Below are 17,621 nucleotides of genomic sequence, written 5' to 3'. Positions count from 1 at the left end.
TCAGCCCGTCCGGCGCTTGAGAGGAGCTCACAGCGGCCCCCGGCCGCCCACCGCACCCTCACCGCCTCCTGACGCGGCCACCGGACGCCCCCGGGATCATCACGCCCGCCATCGCGGCCATCAGCACCGCGCCCGCGAGCACGCCGTACCGCACCGGCTCCAGGTACGGCACCGTCCCCGCCGCCGACACCGCGAACGCCGTCAGGGGGACAGCCGCCACCGCCGTGCCGATCGTCAGGCCCGCCACGGCCACCAGCCCCGTCTCCAGGAACAGCATCCGCGTCACCTGGCTGCGCCCCGCCCCCACCAGCCGCAGCAGGCGGAACTCCCGTCGGCGGCCCACCGTGATCAGGGTCAGCGTGCTCACGACCGCCAGCAGCGCGAACCCGCCGATCACCCCGACCCCGATGACGATCAGCGCCTCGTCCTTCTCCGAGGACGACGGCGCGATCCGTACGTCGTCCGCCGTCGCGGCCCGGACCTGCGCACCGGCGTACGGGGCCACCGCGCGGCGTACCGAGGCCGCAGCCGACCCGGCCTCCGAGCGGACCAGGATGCGGGCATCGCGCGCCGCCAACACATGCCCGGTCAGCGCCTCGCGCGGCAGCATGAACTCGCCGAGCCCCATGGCCCGTTCGTACACCGCGACCACTCGCAGCCCCGTCTCCGTACCGTCACCGAGCCGCAGCCGCACCCGGTCGCCGATGCCGACGCCGAGCTCGTCCGCCCGGTCCCTGCCGACCGCGACGGTGGAGCGCCCCGTCAGGGCGGCCAGGTCACCCGATGCGAGGCCCGGAGCGACCGTGCCGGACAGCTCGCCCGCCGTCACACCCAGCACCGGGTAGCGGTCCAGCTTCGGATCGCCCATCTCGCGGTGCGCGAGCAGGACCGACGACCGCAGCACACCCGTCGCAGCCGCCACCCCTGGCGCCCTGCGCACCGCGGCCGCCGCGTCCGCGGGCAGCCCCGCCGGAGCCGTCACCACCAGGTCCGCCCGCAGCGCGGCCTCCGCCTGCCGATCGGCGGCCCGTTCCAGCGTCGCCCCCGCCGTCAGCTGGACGCAGACGAACGCGACCACCAGCACGATCGGTGTGATCGCCGCGCCGAGGCGCCGGTTGTGGGCGGCGGCCGACTTCGCCGCCAGGAACCCGGAGACACCGCCCGCACGCCGCAACGGCGCACCCAGCACCCGCGTCGCCGCCCGCGCAATCCACGGCCCGAGCAGCGCCACCGCGATGACCAGCGACGTCGCCGCACCCGACGCGGCCACCGCGGCCGCCTGACCGCCCTGCGCCATTGCCGCGACCGCAGAACCGACTCCGCCCACGACCAGCAGCATTCCCGCACCGGTCCGCAGCCGGCCCGGCTCACCCGGCTCGGGGGCGCGCGCCGCACTCAGCGCGGCGGCGGGCCGCATCCCGGTGATCGACCGGGCGGCGAGCAGCGAGACCGGACGTGCGGCCCCGGCGACGAACACCGCGGCGGCCACGGCTGCCGCGAGCGGCAGCCACAGCGGCGCGGGCAGCGGCAGCGGATCCGTCGTCACCAGCGACCGCATCAGCAGTCCCAGCGGCACGGCCCCGGCCCCGCCCAGCACCACCGCCGCACCGGCCACCCGGCTCACCTCCCGGCCGACCGCCGACCTCAGCTGCCGAGGCGTCGCGCCGACCGCCCGCAGCAGCGCCAGCTCACCGGAACGCTGGTGGACCGCCTGGGAGACGGTCGTGGAAAGAACGAGAAGCGCCACCATGAGGACCGTGCCCGCGATCGAGCCGAGCAGCGCCAGCAGATCACCGCGGCCGCCCAGCGCGTCCAGGTGCTCGGCCTCCCCGCGTGCGGAGCCGGTGAGGACCCGGATGCCGCGCCCGTTGTCCGTACGGTCGGGCAACGCGTCGCCCAACGAGTCCCGCAGCGCGTCCGAGGAGACGCCGTCCCGCGCGACGATCCCGACCGCGTCGACCGTGCCGGGGTGCCCGGCCAACGCGGTCAGCCGCGCTTCGGTGAAGAAGACGGCCGGGGCGCCCTCGCCCCGGTTGCCCGCCTCCGCGACACCGCTGACGGTGTACGGGCGCGCGGCGCCTTCCGCCTGGAGTTTCACGGTCGAGCCGACCTCGGCCCCGGCGGGCGCCAGCGCCCGGTCGACGACCACCTCGTCCGCACTCCGCGGCGCCCGGCCGGAGGTCAGCTCGTACGGAGTGAGCACCGCCGACGGCCAGGAACGGCCGACCGCACCGGCGCCACCGCCCAGCGTCAGCGGCACCGAGTCGTCCGCGACCGCCGTCGCGACCCCGTCGGCCGCCGCGGCCTTCGCCACCACGGCCCGGTCCAGCCGGGCCCGTTCCGACAGATATGCCGTCGTCGTCCTCGGCTCACTGCCCCACGGCTTCGCCGTGTACGACACCTTCTGGTCGCCCGCCACCACCGCGTCCGCGCCCGCGTACCGCTCCACCGGCGGCTGCGCCAGCAGCAGCGAGCCGAGCACCAGCGCGAACGCGCCGATCAGCGCCGCCGTGGCCGCCGTCGCCGCGAACACCGCGGCCCACGCCCGCCGGTGCGCCGTCAGCGAGCGCCTGGCCAGGAACGCCGACGCGCGCCGCCCCCCGGACCGTGCCCGCACGGTCTCCGCCTTCCGGATCCTCGTGCTCATCGCAGCCGCCCGCCGTCCATCGTCAGTACGGTGTCCGCCCAGCTCGCCGCCACCGGATCATGGGTGACCATGACGACCGTACGGCCGTCGATCCGGACGGCGTCCCGCAGCAGACCGAGGACCAGCGCCGCCGACTCCGGGTCCAGGGACGCCGTCGGCTCGTCCGCGAAGATCACCGCGGGTTCCGTCACCAGCGCGCGGGCCACCGCGACCCGCTGCTGCTGGCCGCCCGAGAGCGTGGTCGGGCTCTCCGCCCCGCGGCCCGCAAGACCCACGCGGGCCAGCAGATCCTGCCCACGGGCCAGCACCCCGGCATCGGCCGGATCCGCTCCCGCGAGCACCAGCGGCAGCACGACGTTCTCCTCGATGGACAGCGACGGCACCAGGTTCAGTGCGTGCGACTGGAAGACGAAGCCCACCCGGTCCCGGCGGAGCCGGGTCGGTGCCGCCTCGCTCAGCGACCCCAGGTCGGTGCCACCGATCCGTACGGTTCCCGAGGTCGGACGGTCCAGCCCCGCCGCGCACTGCAGGAACGTGCTCTTGCCGGACCCGGAAGGGCCGACCACCGCGGTGAAGCTTCCGGCCGGGACCGCGCAGCTGACCGCGTCGAGCGCCACCGTCTCCCGAGCGCCGCCGCGCCGCCCGTAGCGCCGGCTCACCGACTCCAGGCTCAGCGCGGTCGCCCGCATTGCCGTGACCGTGTCCACCGTTGGTTACCTCCGCTGCCGCTTACATACTGCCTGACCTGCATAAACGCTAGGAGCGAACAGGGCTGCGGGGGAGAGTGCGGGCTCCCGGAACGGGGGTGCAGCCAGCTCCACCATGAGCCGGGTACGGGCCCCACTCCGCAGCCGGGCGGGCCCCCGTAACGTGACCTGTCATGAGCACCGATCCCGCCCCGCTGACGGTCGCCATCCGGCGTTCGTGGGATGCCTCGCGCTATCTGTTCATCGGCGTTCCGGTGGCACTGCTCGCCTATGTGTGCGCGTTCCTGGTGGTCGCCGTCCTGATGTTCGCCGCCGTGATCATCGGGCTGCCCGCCCTGCCGGAGGCCGCCAAACTGCTGCGGCGCTTCGCGGACTTCGAACGCCGCCGGTCCGCTGTGCGGCTCGGGGTGCCGTTCCGCCCGGCGCAGTATCTTCCGCTGGACGGCGGGGAACTGTCCGAGCGGGTCCGACGGGTCCTCACCGACCCCGCGACCTGGCGCGACGCGCTCTGGCTGCCGGTCCAGGCGCTCATGGGCAACGTACTCGCCTATCTCACCCTGATCCTGTGGCCGATCGGTCTCCTCGTGGACGGGGCCGCACTGACCGTCGTCCACGCCCTGGACCGGCGCACCGCCGACGAGTACGGCACACCGCTTCCCGAGCGGCAGGGCTGGGTACTGCGCTGGCACCCCGTGCTGGCGGACCTGTCGGCGAGCTGGTCCCGTTCGCTGCTGACCTCGTCGCACTCCGCCGAACTCGCCGACCGGATCGCGCAGCTGACGGAGAGCCGGGCCGGTGCCGTAGAGGCGCACGGCGCCGAACTGCGCCGCATCGAAAGGGATCTGCACGACGGAGCCCAGGCCAGGATCGTCGCCCTGTCGATGCGCATCGGGCTCGCCAAGCAGCTCCTCGACCGTGACCCCGCCGCCGCCCGGCTCCGCCTCGACGAGGCGCATGACGGCGCGGAGGCAGCCCTCGCGGAGCTGCGGCACGTGGTCCGCGGCATCCATCCGCCCGTGCTGACGGACCGTGGACTGGCGGGTGCGGTACGGGCTCTGGCCGCCGATGTCGCCGTCCCCGTCACTGCGGACCTCGACGGTGTCGAGGACGGGCGGCGGCTCCCGGCCGCCATCGAGGCGGCCGCGTATTTCGTGGTCGCCGAGGCGCTCACCAACATCAGCAAGCACAGTGGCGCGACGGCAGCCACCGTCCGGATCGGCAGGGGCCCCGACACCTTGCGCGTGGTCGTCGGGGACGATGGACACGGCGGCGCGGACGAACGCGCCGGCAGCGGCCTGCTGGGGATCAGGCGGCGGGTCGCCGCACTGGACGGCACGACCCGCATCAGCAGCCCCGCCGGAGGGCCGACGGACATCGAAGTGGAGCTGCCGTGCGGATCGTGATCGCCGAGGACAACGCCTTGCTGCGGGAGGGCCTGATCCTGCTGCTCACCGGTTCGGGCCACGAGGTGGTGGCCGACGCGGCCACCGGGCCCGAGATCCTTCCCGCCCTGCTGAAGCACCGGCCGGACGCCGCAGTCCTCGACGTACGGCTGCCGCCGACGTTCCGGGACGAGGGCCTGCGCGCCGCCGTCGCAGCCCGCGCGGAGCTGCCCGAGCTGCCGATCCTCGTCCTGTCCCAGTACGTCGAGGAGACCTACGCCGCCGAGCTGCTTGCCCAGGGCGCCCAGGGCATCGGCTACCTCCTCAAAGACCGGGTGGGCCGGGTCGACCAGTTCCTGGAGGCCCTCGACCGGGTGGCGGCAGGCGGCACGGCCCTCGACCCGGAGGTCGTGACCCAGCTGCTGACCCGCAGGTCGTCCGCCGAACCGCTGCAGAGCCTCACCCCGCGCGAACGCGAGGTGCTGGAACTGATGGCCCAGGGCAAGGCGAACGGCACCATCGCCGCCGAACTGGTCGTCACGGAGAGAGCGGTGAGCAAGCACATCGGCTCGATCTTCGCCAAGCTCGGTCTGGAACCGGACGACGGCACGGTGCACCGGCGGGTACTCGCCGTACTCGCTTACCTGGAGGGCCGGGCGAACCGCTGATCACCCTGCCCGGCCGCCCGGCCCGACGCGTCCGGACCGGCTCCGCGAACGCCTGGACGTCCACGCCCCGGAGCTCGCGGAACTGTGCGTCGAGGCCGACCAGCTCCAGGCCGCGGCCACCGCCGCCCGCTGCACATACATGACCGCCCTCCACAGGTGGATCAAGGCGCCGCTTGGGCCCGACTGGGGGAGGTCGCTCGGGTGGAGTGAACCCGCTTGGTCCTGCGGCGACTTGTCTACCTGTGGTTCGGGCAAACCCCCACAGAGTGCCGCGTCAGGGGGGTGGGGCCGCGCTCAACGGAATGCGGAATGATTTGCTCCGGATTGACGGCGCATCCTGTCCCGCTAACGATCATGGTACGGAAATAGCCAACGATTGACCGAAAGCAGCGCCGCTATTGATCAATGGTTTCCCGGATCTATACCTTCTCGATCATCTCGTTACGCCAACTCCAAGGAAGGCGCATGAGATCTGCACATCTGACTGCCCTGCGTGAGCCCAGCCGTCGCATAGACACCGTTGTGCTCGGTGCCGTCGCGGTGCTCGGCGTTATCGCCGCGCCCGACCAGGCGTCGAGCTGGTCCAGCTCTCTGACGGGCGCTGGTCCGAGCTTCGAGTCCCGTCGCTGGGCCGACAATGGCGGTGACACCAACATCAAGTTCACCGGCTGCTCGGATGATTACAGCAACAAGAGCGTCAGCGGCCTCCTCCGTAAGGACACTCTCGGGCCGGACCCGTACTGCACGAGAGCTTCGTTCACCAACTGCTTCGCCGGCAGTACGTCAACTTCTTCCGGCACGTGGAGCGATCACGGCTCCGGCGACTACTACTTCGCTGTTAAGACGCCCTTGTGGGCGTGCACGTCCGTGTCAAGTCGCTGACCACAACGTACTAAGCGCCTTCCCCTTCCCTCGGGGGGTGCGCCCGCGCTGCGCGGGCGCACCCCCCGAGGGAAGGCCCCTTTTCTGCCCCGAGGGATCCCCTATGCCCCTGCACTACCAGTCCTGCACCTTCCGTTACGGCCGCAGGTCACGTCCGGTCCTCGACCGGCTGGACCTGGCGTTCTCGCCCGGCCACACCGTCCTTCTCGGCCCCAATGGCGCGGGCAAGAGCACCCTGCTCTCCCTCGGCGCCAGCGCCTCGATTTCGCATTCGGGACGCATCCGGTACGGGGAACTTGATCCGGCCAACCGCGCACACATGCGGGCCTACCGAAGCAAGGTTTCCTGGCTGCCGCAACATCCCGGGTTCCTCCCCGGGATGACGTGCAGAGAGCACGTGGCCTATGTGGGCTGGCTCAAGGGCATGCGGGAGCGTGACGCCTGGCACGCCGCGACCGAGGCGATCGAACGCGTCGGTCTCACCGAAAAGATCAACAGCAAAATCAAGACACTGTCCGGTGGCCAGCGGCAGCGGATCGCCCTTGCACAGGCGCTCGTCCATGATGCCGAACTGCTTCTTCTTGACGAGCCAACCGTCGGGCTCGACCCGCATCAGCGGCGTCGGTTCCTCGACTTGCTGATTTCGCTGCGTGGCACGGTCCATGTGATCGTCTCCACTCACGACATCGGTGACCTCGACGAGGCGTTCGACGAGGTTGTGGTCCTTGAATCGGGGAAACCGAGGTTCAGGGGTACGGTCAAGGATTTCGCTGGCCACGCTGCCCCGGACTGTGCGCCAGGTCGACGCCTGGAGAGCGCCTACGCGTCGCTCCTGGAGGCGGCCGAATGATTACCTGGGCAAATCTCCGTGCCTCGGCCGCACCGTGGCTGGTGCTTCCCATCGTGCTGTACGCAGGTCTGTACATCGACGACGCCACCTTCACCGCACCATCGAGGTACGGGGTCGAGTCCGGTGAACTGGCCGCCCACGCCATCGCGGTCATCGCCCCGGCAGTGGCCGCAGCTGCCGCGTGGGAGGCGGGCCGCCACCGCCTGCTGGGCGCTTTGAGCACCACCGGCCAACGCAGCGCGGTAAGGCAGCTCTTGCGGGCTGTTACCCCGGTCCTGTTTCTGCTGCTCGTCCTCGCCGCCGGGGCGCTCGTGATGGCCTACCAGGCGGTGGGCGTGTTGCCCGGCGGGGCCGGGTGGCTCGCTGTAGCGCATCTGATCGTGCTTTCGCTCGGTTGGCTGATCATCGGCTGGTCCCTCGGACTCATCATGCCCAGGAGTATCGCGGCACCCGCTGCCGGAATCGGCTGCTGGGCGTGGCTGTCCATGCCGCACGCGACGTCCAACCCCTGGATGCGTCACCTGGGCGGCTTCATCGACGGGCAGTCGACCGTCACCGATGTGCTCACCCCGGCTGTCTATCTAGTGCCGTGGGGTGTTGTTACTGGCCTGGCCCTCGCGTTCTGGGTTCTGGCCCGGATGCGCCGACGCGCCTGGGCGGTGGCTGTCGCCTTCGCCGTGGCGGCGGTCACCTTCACCGTCGGCCGCGCTTTGGTGATCGACTGGGGATATCAGAACCCCACAAGCCCCCGGAGCGTCGCCATGGCCTGCACCGGTCAAGCGCCGAGGGTATGTGTACCACCGGAGTACGAGCCTTACGCCCAACAGCTGCGGCGAGACGCCCTGGCTCCGGTCAAACGGCTGAAGGATGCTGAAATAACTGTCCCGGAAGAGCTGCGCGTCACCTCCGCGAAGGTTCCGCTCAAGCCGGGCACGTGGCCGTTGAACTGGGCGCTGCCGCCGCGCGGCAATGGCCAGGATCCCGCCCAATATGCTGCAGACCTGGCGGAATCGGCAGTAACCGGGACAGCCGCGCTCGCCGGTGTGGACGACTGCCGACAGCCGGGATCTCCCGCCGCCGCCTGGGCTGCCCTGGTGGTCGGATTGGACGAAAAGGGTGTACAGGCAGCGTTGCCCCCTACGGAATGGGCGGCACTCCAAAAGATCCGCCGGCTTCCCGCCGAAGAGCAGGCCGACTGGTTCACCAAGACAGTCGCGAGCCAAAAGCACTGCAACAAGGCCCTCTCATGAACCGCTATGCGATCACTGTGCGCCATTGGTGGGCCGCTCCTGCGGCGCTCGCTCTGCTCGTCGTGGTGTGCTGGACGGTGGGGGCGAGCGAGGTCCCTGTCCCGAGCCTGGCCAGCGGCATGGGCAGCGCCCAACTCGCCTACTTCACCCCTGTCCTGATCGTCATCGCCGTCATGTACTGCCTGGAACGGCAGCTACATGACGCTGAGACCACAGCGGTCCTACCCGTCCACCGGTTCGATCAGGGCGCCATCATTCTCACTGCGGCCCTCGCGCACGCGGCCGGACCGGTGGTGGGGATGGACATCGCCCGCAACGTCACTCTCCTCCTCGCCCTCGCACTCCTCACACGCCGCCTCGCCAACGAAGCCACGGCAGCGGGAGCAGGGCTGATGTTCCTCATCATCAACCTCATCCTCGGCCGCGCCTACAACCCCGATGGCTACACCACCCACACCTGGTGGGCCATTGCCCTCTACCCCTCGGACAGCATGACTGCGTGGCTGGTTACGGTGGCCCTGTTCGCACTCGCACTCCTGCCGGCATTCTCACGGACTTCAGCTTCTCGTTGATGTCTCAACCACGTGGAATGTGCGGAAGGCGGCCTGCGCCGGCTCTCCTGCGGCGGCATCGGCGTCGCCACCAAGACACGCTCCGCGCCGACGCCGTGGACACGGGCCGGGCTGCACACCGATGACTGAAGTCCGACACCTTCTGGAAGATCCAGGAGACCGAGTACTGGAAGCAGGCAAGACGTCTGCTGGTGGGCGAGCTCGCCGCCCTCAGTCATGTCACCGAACGTAACAGCGACCACTGACATTGATACTCGTAAGTGGGTTCCGGTGGTCGTGGCTCCACCACTGACTGACGCCCTGCTGGGCTGTCCTCCGGTTGTTCTGTCCGGCTGCCGGGACCCGTTCTTCATGGCTCCGGCCAGGTGGAACATGACCTGATAGGAGCTTGGTCAGAAGCCCCCTCAATGTCCTGTCTGCCCCACCCGGCCGGGCGCCACCTCCGGCTAGGAAGGCACCTTCAGCATGACAGCAGCGGGCATGACGGACACAGCGCACGAGACCGTGTACGGAGGAGTCGACTCCCACAAGGACACGATCCACGTGGCGGTCGTCACCGACCACGGTGGCCACGTCACCGACGCCGAGTTCCCGACCACGACCGCCGGCTTCGCCGCGGCGATCGCGTTCCTCAACGCACACGGCACCGTGACCGCCGTCGGAGTGGAGGGAACCTCCTCCTACGGCCTCGGATTCACCCGTGCCGCCCGCCACGCGGGCCTGGCAGTGGTGGAGGTCAACCGGCCCGACAAGGCCGAACGCCGCCGGATCGGCAAGTCCGATCCGATCGACGCCTACGCGGCCGCCCGCGCCGCCCTGTCCGGACGGGCGGCAGCCGCGCCGAAGGATGACACCGTCAGCGGCATACGCGCCCTCCACAACGCAGCCCGGTCCGCGATCAAGGCCCGCACCGCCACCCTGAACCAGATCGGCCACATCCTCATCACCGCCCCGGACGGCATCCGCGCCAAGTACCGTGCCCTGCACGGCAAGACGCAGATCAACGCCCTCGCCCGCCTGCGTCCCACCGGCGACCAGCTGCATGTCGCCGTCCTGACCGCACTGAAGAGCCTCGCCCAGCGCGTCCAGGCCCTCACCACCGAGCACGACGCACTCACCGCGGCACTGGACGCCGCCGTCACCGAGCAGAATCCGGGCCTGCGCGCCGCCTACGGCGTCGGCCCCGACACCGCCGCCCAGCTCCTTGTCACAGCCGGCGGAAACCCTGAACGCCTGCGCACCGAGGCATCCTTCGCAGCCCTGTGCGGCGCCGCCCCCGTACCCGCCTCCAGCGGCAAAACCAACCGCCACCGTCTCTCCCGGGGCGGCGACCGCGCCGCCAACGCCGCTCTCTACCGGATAGCCCTCGTACGGATGGCCAGCGATGGCCGCACCCGCGACTACGTGACCAGGCAGACCGAAGCCGGACGGACCAAGAAAGAGATCATCCGACTCCTCAAACGCGCGATCGCCCGGGAAGTCTTCCGCTGCCTCACCACAGCGGTGGCCGTCCCCGCCATCGCCGACCTGCGACCCGCGCGCCAGGCCAAGAAAATCACCCTCACCGCCGCCGCCCACCACTTCAACGTCTGGCCCGCAGTCATCTCCTGCATCGAACGCGGCACCCGCCGTGACGACACCCTCGCCAACGCCTACCGCGACTGGCTAACCGCCGCTTGACAGCCAATAGGAGCATCAACGCTCCCGCGAGGCGGGAAACCCGAGGTTCACGCGGGCTGGAGCAGGTCCCAGCGGTTGCCGTACAGGTCCTCGAAGACCGCGACCGGGCCGTACGGTTCGTGGCGCGGCTCCTCCAGGAAGCGCACTCCGGCCGCCAGCATCCGTGCGTGGTCGGCCGCGAAGTCCTCCGTGTGCAGGAAGAAGCCGACCCGGCCGCCGGTCTGCGCGCCTACGGAGGCCTGCTGGCCCTCGCCCTTGGCGCGGGCCAGCAGCAGCCCCGTACCCGCCGCGGCGCCGCGCGGGCGGACGACGACCCAGCGGGATCCGTCCCCGCGGTCGGTGTCCTCGACGAGTTCGAAGCCGAGGGCGTCCGTGTAGAAGGAGAGGGCCTCGTCGTAGTCGCGGACGACCAGAGTGACCAGGGCGATGTGGGACATGGCGGTTCCTCGGGGGTGCGGAGCTGGGTCATACGGCAGAGTTATACGTAACACTACCGAGTGTCCTCCCCTGCCGGGACAATGCCCCGCATGCACCTGAGTGACGTCGGCGAACTGTCGGCCCGCGCCCGCCGGCTCGCCACCCCCGGCCATCGCCGCATACTCGGCATCGCGGGGCCGCCCGGAGCCGGGAAGTCCACCCTTGCCGCCCAGCTCGTCGAGGCGCTGGCCGGGCTCGCCGTCCTCGTCCCGATGGACGGCTTCCACCTGGCCCGGGCCGAGCTGGACAGGCTGGGCCGGGCCGACCGCAAGGGCGCCCCCGACACGTTCGACGCCGCGGGGTACGCCGCCCTGCTCAGACGCCTGCGCACGCCCGGGGAGGAGGGGCCCGTCTACGCTCCCGCCTTCGACCGCGCCCTGGAGGAGCCGATCGCCGGGGCCGTTCCCGTACCACCGCGCATCCCGCTCGTCGTCACCGAAGGCAATTACCTGCTCCATGACGACGGCCCCTGGGCACCGGTGCGCGGGCTGCTCGACGAGGTCTGGTTCCTGGACCTCGACCCGGACGTACGGGTGCGCAGGCTCGTCGACCGCCATGTGCGGTTCGGCAAGCCCCGGCCGTACGCGGAGCGCTGGGTGGCCGGGTCCGACGAAACCAATGCCCGGCTCGTCGACCGTGGCCGGGACCGCGCCGACCTCGTCGTACGGCTGCGCCCGACGCCCTGACCCCCCACTCGCGCCGACTGCCGCTGCCGGGCAGGATGCTGTGTGCCGTGTCGCATCGCCAGGAGGTTTCGCATGTCCAGCCCCGAACAGCCCGTGCCGTTCACCGCCGACGACTACCGGGCGAGGATGGAGCGGGCAGCCGAGTCCGCCGCCGAGGCGGGGCTCGCGGGTGTTCTCGTCGCACCGGGCCCGGACCTCGTCCACCTCACCGGCTACCACCCCGTGAACACCGAACGCCTCACCCTCCTCGTCCTCAAGGCGGGCCAGGACCCGGTGCTCGTCGTCCCCACTCTGGAGGCACCGGACGCCGAGGAGGCCGTCGGCTCCCCAGCTCTGACCCTGCGCGACTGGACCGACGGCAAGGACCCGTACGCCGTGACCGCCCCGCTGCTCGACGCGGCCGGCCGGTTCGGGATCAGCGACAACGCCTGGGCGATGCACCTGCTCGGGCTGCAGAATTTCCTCCCCGGCACCTCGTACGTCTCCCTCACCGAGGCCCTGCCGATGCTGCGGGCGGTTAAGGACGCCGCCGAGCTGGAGCGGCTCGCGGCAGCAGGGGCCGCAGCCGACGCCACGTACGAGGAGATCCTGAAGGTCCGCTTCTCCGGCCGCAAGGAGACCGACGTCGCCGCCGATCTCGCCGCGCTGCTCAAGCAGTTCGGGCACTCGCAGGTCGACTTCACCGTCGTCGGCTCCGGGCCCAACGGCGCCAACCCGCACCACGAGGCGGGCGACCGCACCATCGAGCGCGGCGACATGGTGGTGCTGGACTTCGGCGGCCTCAAGCACGGCTACGGCTCCGACACCTCGCGCACGGTCCATGTCGGCGAACCCGGCGCCGAGGAGCAGCGGGTGCACGACATCGTGCGGGAGGCGCAGGAGGCCGGCTGCCGCGCGGTCCGGCCCGGCGTCGCCTGCCAGGAGATCGACCGGGCGGCCCGCGCCGTCATCACCGAGTTCGGCTACGGCGAGCGCTTCATCCACCGGACCGGCCACGGCATCGGCGTCACCACCCATGAGCCCCCGTACATGATCGAGGGCGAGGAGCAGCCGCTGGTGCCCGGGATGTGCTTCTCCGTGGAGCCCGGCATCTATCTGCCGGGCCGGTTCGGCGTCCGTATCGAGGACATCGTGACCGTCACGGAGGACGGCGGGCGTCGGCTCAACACCACCGCGCGCGAGCTGGCGATCGTCGAATAGCCGGACCGGGAGGAGCGTTCAGCCCTGTCATGTCTTTTCGCGGTCCTGCAACGGGACCGCCGGCCTCCGGGCCCGGCATGACGGTTGTCCCCTGTCGAAGGCATGACCTGGGGGTGTTCCCGGGCCCGGGACTCGGAGACGCTGATGAGAGGTCCGGCCACCGTCCGGTCCGGCGCAATGCCGGGCAGTTCGCGGGCGACACGTCTGCATAACGTGGATGCGCGCGTACGACACCACTGCCGAGGCCGGCACCGCCAACTCCCTTTGGGAAGGGTGCGATGTTCGACACCGATGACGTGGACGTCTTCCTCGGCCTGGACGTTGGCAAGACCGCCCATCACGGCCTCACCTCAGCCGGCAAGAAGGTTTTCGACAAGCCGCTGCCCGACAGCGAGCCCAGACTGCGGGCCGTTCGTCGGCGTCAGGGCCGCCGCAGTCCTGCTGACCACCGTCGGCGACGGCACCAACTTCCCCGCCGCCGCCCACCTCGCCTCCTACGCCGGACTCGCCCGTGTATGCCTGAAAGTGGTTCGCGAGGCGGTTCAGGGTCGCGATGCCGACGTGGGGTCGATCGATTCGAGTGGGGGATTGCGATCGAGGGGTCGGTTGGTTTAGTTCTCCTTGATCAGGGGGTCAATCATCTTATGCAGTTTGTTGTCGTCGATTGAACTGAGTGCCCTGGCTGCTATCTTTCCATTTCGGTCCAGAATGACAGTGAATGGAAGGGACTGAGGGTTCAGCGTGCCCTTGGGGAATCCTGACAGGAGCAGTTTTCCAACCGGATCGTACAGGCTCGGGTATGCCATATCGAAGTCGTCTTCAAAGGCCTTGGATAGACTCTTGTTGCCGTCGCGGGCGTTGATGCCAACGAATTCGACACCCTTGGTCTTCATTTCCTTGGCGACCTTGTTGAAGTATGGGGCTTCGGCCCGGCAGGGTGGGCACCACGAACCCAGGGTCATTGCATGATCGAGATCTGTCTGGGTTCGTCACGTGAGACCGAGGGCTCGTAGGGGCCGGTGGTAGTCGCGGCCGGTGTGGCGGAGGGCGGCGGCGATGTTGGTCTGGCCGTCCTGGCGGAAGACGCTGATGGCGAGGTTGCGCAGGGAGGCCATGGCGCGGGGCAGGGTGCCGGTGCGGACCTTGGAGTCGTCCTCGCGGAACGTGCGGTCCCGCACGTGGTGCAGGAGGTTCTCGATACCCCAGTGGCCTCTGATCCAGGTGGCGAGCTCGGTGCAGGTGGCGTCGAAGACGCTCAGGCTGGTGATCAGGTAGACGCGCTCGATGGTCAGCTTCCTGGTGCTCAAGTCGCGTCGCCACCGTACGACTTGGATCGCCTGGCGGGCGCCGGGGTAGTCGAGGTGGCTGAACGCGGCGACCTTGAGCCGGCGGATCTCGTCGCGGTGGTGGGCGTGGTCGCGAGCGCGGTGCCCGAGCGGGATGTCCCGCCAGGGCAGCTTCCTGACCTGGGCGTACAGGCCCGGATGGTTCTTCTTCACGACGGCCACGTAGTGCGCGCCGCGACTGGTCAGATAGGCCCCGTGGTCGTGCTGGGTGTGCAGGGCGTCGGCGGTCACCACCGTGTTCTCCAGCTCGAGACCGTCCAGCAACGGCGCGAAGGAGGGGATCTCGTTGCTCTTGGAAGCGACCTGCCGCTGGGCCAGGACCACGCCGTGGTGGTCCATCGCCGCCAGCAGCTGGATCGCCGCGGCCGTTGCGGTTCGCGATCCGCGGACCACCTTGCCGTCGACCGCGATCACCCGTCGCACCGGCCGTTTCTCCGCCTCCGGCTCGACCGGGGGCGGCGTTCTGGCCTGCAGATACGCGCTGATCGCCGCGTCCAGCGCGTCACCGTCCACACGCTGCAGCAGGCGGCGCACGGTTGCGGCGTGCGGCACCGGCCGCAGACCGGTAAGTGGATCGGCAGCGAAGCCGAGGACGCCCAGCACATGTTGCGGGGCATCCGTGATCCACTCGCTGATCGCGATGAGCGAGCGAGCGCCGGTCAGCACCGCCGAGACGGCTGCGCACAGCAACGCGAGGGCCGGATATCGCAGTCCTCGCGCATCGCGGGGATCGGTAACCAGGATCAGGAATCGCCGCAGGTCAGCGACATCGCTTGAGGTGAGGGGATCAGTCGGGGAGCCCAGTTGCTCCAGTGCGGAAGGGATGGGCGATGATGTTCGGGCAGGCACGGTCTCGCTCGGTTCTCATGGGTCTCGACAACCACATGATCACCAGCACCGTGCCTGCTCTGCTCTCCCGGGCCCCTTGCCCCACAACGGACATGACGCCACGTCACTCACGAGACCGGCGAACCGGACCAATCCCAATCACGCAATGCCCCTGACCACGAACCCCAGGCATTGATCACGACGACCTTGCCTTGGAAGTCGGCGACGTCGAGCTGCTTGCCTTGAAGGGTCTCGCCCTTGATCAGGCCGACAGGCTTCCGCGCTCCATTGGCAACCGTTGAGATGCCGTCCGTGCTCGTTACGTAATTCGTCTGACCGCCGCCTCCGGACTTGCCGCTGCCACAGGCGGACAGAGAGAGCGAGCCAAGAGTGACGATCGCGGTCAGTGCGACGGCACGGGAGACGGGCCTGAGAATCATGTGAAGAGCTTCCCATGAGCTGTGAAGAGGAAGTCCCCTCAGGTCGGGGCTCCCGGCTCCCGCCTCCCGGTCGCGGAAGCGGTGCCGTACGTCGTACGGCAGCGGTCGGGCACCCTCCGACGGTGCAGATGAGGGTGCCACCCGCTTCCGCGGCCCGACAGGCTCTCAGTCGTCGGCGAGCACCACGCACGACTCGGGCGGCAGATGCAGCAGCCCGTCCGCGCCCGGCGTCTCCACCGGCTCCCAGGCGGCCAGCACCCTGCCCCCGCTGTTCCGGTTCCGTCCGACGCCGAGCGGGATCGTGGCCAGCTTCTCGTCGAGGTTGACCGCGATCCGCAGATCGCCCCTGCGATAGGCCAGCCAGCGCGCCTGCTCGTCGAAGGCCGTCTTCACCGATGCCAGATCCGGGTCGGACAGGTCGGGCATGGCGCGGCGCAGTGCGATCAGTTCGCGGTACCAGGCCTGGATGCGGGCGTGCGGCTCACGTTCCGGTTCGGTCCAGTCCAGACAGGAACGGTCACGGGTGGCCGGGTCCTGCGGGTCCGGGATGTCGTCCGCCGCCCAGCCGTGCGCCGCGAACTCCCGACGCCTGCCGCTGCGTACCGCTTCCGCGAGCGCCGGGTCGGTGTGGTCGGTGAAGAACTGCCAGGGGGTTCGGGCGCCCCACTCCTCGCCCATGAACAGCATCGGGGTGAACGGGCCGGTCAGCACGAGCGCCGCCGCGCAGGCCAGCAGCCCGGGGGAGAGGGAGGCGGAGAGCCGGTCGCCGAGTGCCCGGTTGCCGATCTGGTCATGGGTCTGCGCATAGCCGACGAAGCGGGTGGCCGCGGTGCGGGCGATGTCGACGGGGCGGCCGTGGGCGCGGCCGCGGAAGCTGGAATATGTGCCGTTGTGGAAGAAGGCGCTCGTCACGGTCTTGGCGAGGGCGGTCAGCGGAGCGGCGGCGAAATCGGCGTAGTAGCCCTGGGACTCGCCGGTCAGCGCCGTGTGCAGGGCGTGGTGGAAGTCGTCGTTCCACTGGGCGTGCAGCCCGATGCCGCCCGCCGGGCGCGGCGTTGTCGTACGCGGGTCGCAGCGGTCCGACTCGGCGATCAGCGGCAGCGGACGGCCGAGCTCCGCGGCGAGCGCGTCGACCGCCGCGGACAGTTCCTCCAGGAAGGTCAGCGCCCGGTTGTCGGCGAGGGCGTGGACCGCGTCGAGCCGCAGTCCGTCGAGCCGGTAGTCGCGCAGCCAGCCGAGCGCGCTGCCCAGCAGATACGCGCGGACCTCGTCCGATCCCGCGGCGTCGAGGTTGACCGCGGCGCCCCACGGCGTGTGGTGGGTCTCGGTGAAGTACGGGCCGAAGGCGGGCAGGTAGTTGCCGGACGGTCCCAGGTGGTTGTGGACCACGTCGAGGACCACCGCAAGACCGAGCCCGTGCGCCGTGTCGACAAAGCGCTTAAGCCCCTCGGGGCCGCCGTACGGTTCGTGCACGGCCCACAGCGACACCCCTTCGTAACCCCACCCGTGCGTGCCGGGGAACGGGCAGACGGGCATCAGTGACACATGGGTGACGCCCAGCTCGGCGAGGTGCGGCAGCCGCGCCGCGGCGGCGTCGAAGGTGCCCTCCCCGGTGTATGTGCCGACGTGCAGCTCGTACAGGACAGCGCCCGGGAGCCCCCTGCCCGCCCACTCGGTGCGCCAGGCGTACGCCTTCTGGTCGACGACGGCGCTCTCGCCGTCCGGGCCGTCCGGCTGGCGGCGTGAGCGCGGATCGGGCAGCACGGGGCCGTCGTCGAGGACGAAGCCGTACCGGTCCCCGTCCGCGGCCTCCGCCTCGGTCGTCCACCAGCCCATCCGTGCCGGGTCGCGCTCCATCGCCCGCAGCTCACCCGCCAGCCGCAGACCGACCGAATCCGCCTCCGGTGCCCATACCTCGAACAGCATGCGTCGCTCCTCGTCTCCTCGTTCCGGCCCCATGGTCGGCAGAAGTAGGGATCACCGGCCCACGACACTGGATCGAGCCC

15 protein-coding genes and 3 pseudogenes are annotated in these 17,621 nt (G+C 70.4%); 11 read left to right on the top strand and 7 right to left on the bottom strand.

The window, feature by feature from the left end; all coding sequences use genetic code 11:
• Positions 1 to 58: 58 nt before the first annotated feature.
• A complete protein-coding gene (locus OG395_RS16970) occupies positions 59 to 2,647 on the bottom strand; it encodes an ABC transporter permease (RefSeq protein ID WP_327243709.1) in 2,589 nt (862 codons plus the stop codon).
• Positions 2,644 to 3,336 (bottom strand): ABC transporter ATP-binding protein, encoded by a 693-nt coding sequence (locus tag OG395_RS16965; protein ID WP_327249363.1) that lies wholly within the window; start codon positions 3,334 to 3,336, stop codon positions 2,644 to 2,646. Before OG395_RS16965 ends, OG395_RS16970 begins: the two co-directional genes overlap by 4 nt.
• A 191-nt stretch (positions 3,337 to 3,527) precedes the next feature.
• Here OG395_RS16965 and OG395_RS16960 point away from each other — a divergent pair, with 191 nt between their 5' ends.
• From OG395_RS16960 to OG395_RS16930, 7 genes are all read left to right on the top strand, one after another.
• On the top strand, positions 3,528 to 4,757 hold the full coding sequence (locus OG395_RS16960; protein ID WP_327243708.1) for a sensor histidine kinase: 1,230 nt from the start codon (positions 3,528 to 3,530) through the stop codon (positions 4,755 to 4,757).
• Positions 4,745 to 5,404 carry a LuxR C-terminal-related transcriptional regulator gene (locus tag OG395_RS16955; protein ID WP_266980154.1) on the top strand — a complete coding sequence of 220 codons (660 nt, stop codon included), beginning with the start codon at positions 4,745 to 4,747 and terminating at the stop codon, positions 5,402 to 5,404. Before OG395_RS16960 ends, OG395_RS16955 begins: the two co-directional genes overlap by 13 nt.
• A gap of 465 nt (positions 5,405 to 5,869) precedes the next feature.
• Complete coding sequence (locus tag OG395_RS16950) at positions 5,870 to 6,286, top strand: hypothetical protein (protein WP_327243707.1); 417 nt, start codon at positions 5,870 to 5,872, stop codon at positions 6,284 to 6,286.
• A 103-nt stretch (positions 6,287 to 6,389) separates the two neighbouring features.
• Positions 6,390 to 7,136, top strand: coding sequence for an ABC transporter ATP-binding protein (locus OG395_RS16945; RefSeq protein ID WP_266980150.1), 747 nt, complete (start codon positions 6,390 to 6,392; stop codon positions 7,134 to 7,136).
• A complete protein-coding gene (locus tag OG395_RS16940; RefSeq protein WP_327243706.1) occupies positions 7,133 to 8,386 on the top strand; it encodes a DUF7224 domain-containing protein in 1,254 nt (417 codons plus the stop codon). Before OG395_RS16945 ends, OG395_RS16940 begins: the two co-directional genes overlap by 4 nt.
• A complete protein-coding gene (locus OG395_RS16935) occupies positions 8,383 to 8,958 on the top strand; it encodes a hypothetical protein (protein ID WP_327243705.1) in 576 nt (191 codons plus the stop codon). The genes OG395_RS16940 and OG395_RS16935 overlap by 4 nt, the downstream gene beginning before the upstream one ends.
• A gap of 480 nt (positions 8,959 to 9,438) precedes the next feature.
• Positions 9,439 to 10,638, top strand: coding sequence for an IS110 family transposase (locus OG395_RS16930; protein ID WP_327243526.1), 1,200 nt, complete (start codon positions 9,439 to 9,441; stop codon positions 10,636 to 10,638).
• 47 nt (positions 10,639 to 10,685) lie between these two features.
• On the opposite strand, the gene OG395_RS16925 is transcribed toward OG395_RS16930, so the two are convergent.
• The gene (locus OG395_RS16925; RefSeq protein ID WP_327243704.1) at positions 10,686 to 11,075 is read right to left on the bottom strand and encodes a VOC family protein; all 390 of its coding nucleotides are present in this window, start codon (positions 11,073 to 11,075) and stop codon (positions 10,686 to 10,688) included.
• A 90-nt stretch (positions 11,076 to 11,165) separates the two neighbouring features.
• On the opposite strand from OG395_RS16925, the gene OG395_RS16920 reads away from it, so the two are divergent.
• The 4 genes and pseudogenes from OG395_RS16920 to OG395_RS58370 form a co-directional block, all read left to right on the top strand.
• Complete coding sequence (locus OG395_RS16920) at positions 11,166 to 11,801, top strand: nucleoside/nucleotide kinase family protein (protein ID WP_327243703.1); 636 nt, start codon at positions 11,166 to 11,168, stop codon at positions 11,799 to 11,801.
• Positions 11,802 to 11,873: 72 nt separating this feature from the next.
• Complete coding sequence (locus OG395_RS16915; RefSeq protein WP_327243702.1) at positions 11,874 to 13,001, top strand: aminopeptidase P family protein; 1,128 nt, start codon at positions 11,874 to 11,876, stop codon at positions 12,999 to 13,001.
• Between the two features lie 278 nt (positions 13,002 to 13,279).
• Positions 13,280 to 13,414 (top strand): annotated as a pseudogene (locus OG395_RS16910) (IS110 family transposase); the annotation flags it as partial.
• Positions 13,410 to 13,517 (top strand): annotated as a pseudogene (locus tag OG395_RS58370) (transposase); the annotation flags it as partial. The pseudogenes OG395_RS16910 and OG395_RS58370, both read left to right, overlap by 5 nt.
• 95 nt (positions 13,518 to 13,612) lie before the next feature.
• Here OG395_RS58370 and OG395_RS16900 read toward each other — a convergent pair.
• The 4 genes and pseudogenes from OG395_RS16900 to treZ all read right to left on the bottom strand — a co-directional run.
• A pseudogene (locus OG395_RS16900) lies at positions 13,613 to 13,954 on the bottom strand (TlpA family protein disulfide reductase); the annotation flags it as partial.
• 36 nt (positions 13,955 to 13,990) lie between these two features.
• A complete protein-coding gene (locus tag OG395_RS16895) occupies positions 13,991 to 15,196 on the bottom strand; it encodes an ISAs1 family transposase (RefSeq protein ID WP_442818522.1) in 1,206 nt (401 codons plus the stop codon).
• A gap of 107 nt (positions 15,197 to 15,303) precedes the next feature.
• Positions 15,304 to 15,615: a hypothetical protein gene (locus tag OG395_RS16890; RefSeq protein ID WP_327243701.1), complete on the bottom strand. Its 312-nt coding sequence runs from the start codon at positions 15,613 to 15,615 to the stop codon at positions 15,304 to 15,306.
• Positions 15,616 to 15,780: 165 nt separating this feature from the next.
• Positions 15,781 to 17,541, bottom strand: coding sequence for a malto-oligosyltrehalose trehalohydrolase (treZ, locus tag OG395_RS16885; protein WP_327243700.1), 1,761 nt, complete (start codon positions 17,539 to 17,541; stop codon positions 15,781 to 15,783).
• Between the last annotated feature and the right edge of the window lie 80 nt (positions 17,542 to 17,621).

It is taken from the genome of Streptomyces sp. NBC_01320 (assembly GCF_035974375.1).
Lineage (GTDB): Bacteria > Actinomycetota > Actinomycetes > Streptomycetales > Streptomycetaceae > Streptomyces > Streptomyces yanii.
Note: the sequence above shows the minus strand (reverse complement) of the source record. Positions and strands in the feature narration are given on the sequence as shown.

What these genes read in the sequence shown, in the direction of transcription:
- OG395_RS16890 (WP_327243701.1), bottom strand. Translation starts at nt 15,615, where the DNA reads ATGATTCTCAGGCCCGTCTCCCGTGCCGTCGCACTGACCGCGATCGTC.
- OG395_RS16960 (WP_327243708.1), top strand. Translation starts at nt 3,528, where the DNA reads ATGAGCACCGATCCCGCCCCGCTGACGGTCGCCATCCGGCGTTCGTGG.
- OG395_RS16970 (WP_327243709.1), bottom strand. Translation starts at nt 2,647, where the DNA reads ATGAGCACGAGGATCCGGAAGGCGGAGACCGTGCGGGCACGGTCCGGG.
- OG395_RS16950 (WP_327243707.1), top strand. Translation starts at nt 5,870, where the DNA reads ATGAGATCTGCACATCTGACTGCCCTGCGTGAGCCCAGCCGTCGCATA.
- OG395_RS16925 (WP_327243704.1), bottom strand. Translation starts at nt 11,075, where the DNA reads ATGTCCCACATCGCCCTGGTCACTCTGGTCGTCCGCGACTACGACGAG.
- OG395_RS16930 (WP_327243526.1), top strand. Translation starts at nt 9,439, where the DNA reads ATGACGGACACAGCGCACGAGACCGTGTACGGAGGAGTCGACTCCCAC.
- OG395_RS16935 (WP_327243705.1), top strand. Translation starts at nt 8,383, where the DNA reads ATGAACCGCTATGCGATCACTGTGCGCCATTGGTGGGCCGCTCCTGCG.
- OG395_RS16965 (WP_327249363.1), bottom strand. Translation starts at nt 3,336, where the DNA reads ATGCGGGCGACCGCGCTGAGCCTGGAGTCGGTGAGCCGGCGCTACGGG.
- OG395_RS16915 (WP_327243702.1), top strand. Translation starts at nt 11,874, where the DNA reads ATGTCCAGCCCCGAACAGCCCGTGCCGTTCACCGCCGACGACTACCGG.
- treZ (WP_327243700.1), bottom strand. Translation starts at nt 17,541, where the DNA reads ATGCTGTTCGAGGTATGGGCACCGGAGGCGGATTCGGTCGGTCTGCGG.
- OG395_RS16920 (WP_327243703.1), top strand. Translation starts at nt 11,166, where the DNA reads ATGCACCTGAGTGACGTCGGCGAACTGTCGGCCCGCGCCCGCCGGCTC.
- OG395_RS16940 (WP_327243706.1), top strand. Translation starts at nt 7,133, where the DNA reads ATGATTACCTGGGCAAATCTCCGTGCCTCGGCCGCACCGTGGCTGGTG.
- OG395_RS16945 (WP_266980150.1), top strand. Translation starts at nt 6,390, where the DNA reads ATGCCCCTGCACTACCAGTCCTGCACCTTCCGTTACGGCCGCAGGTCA.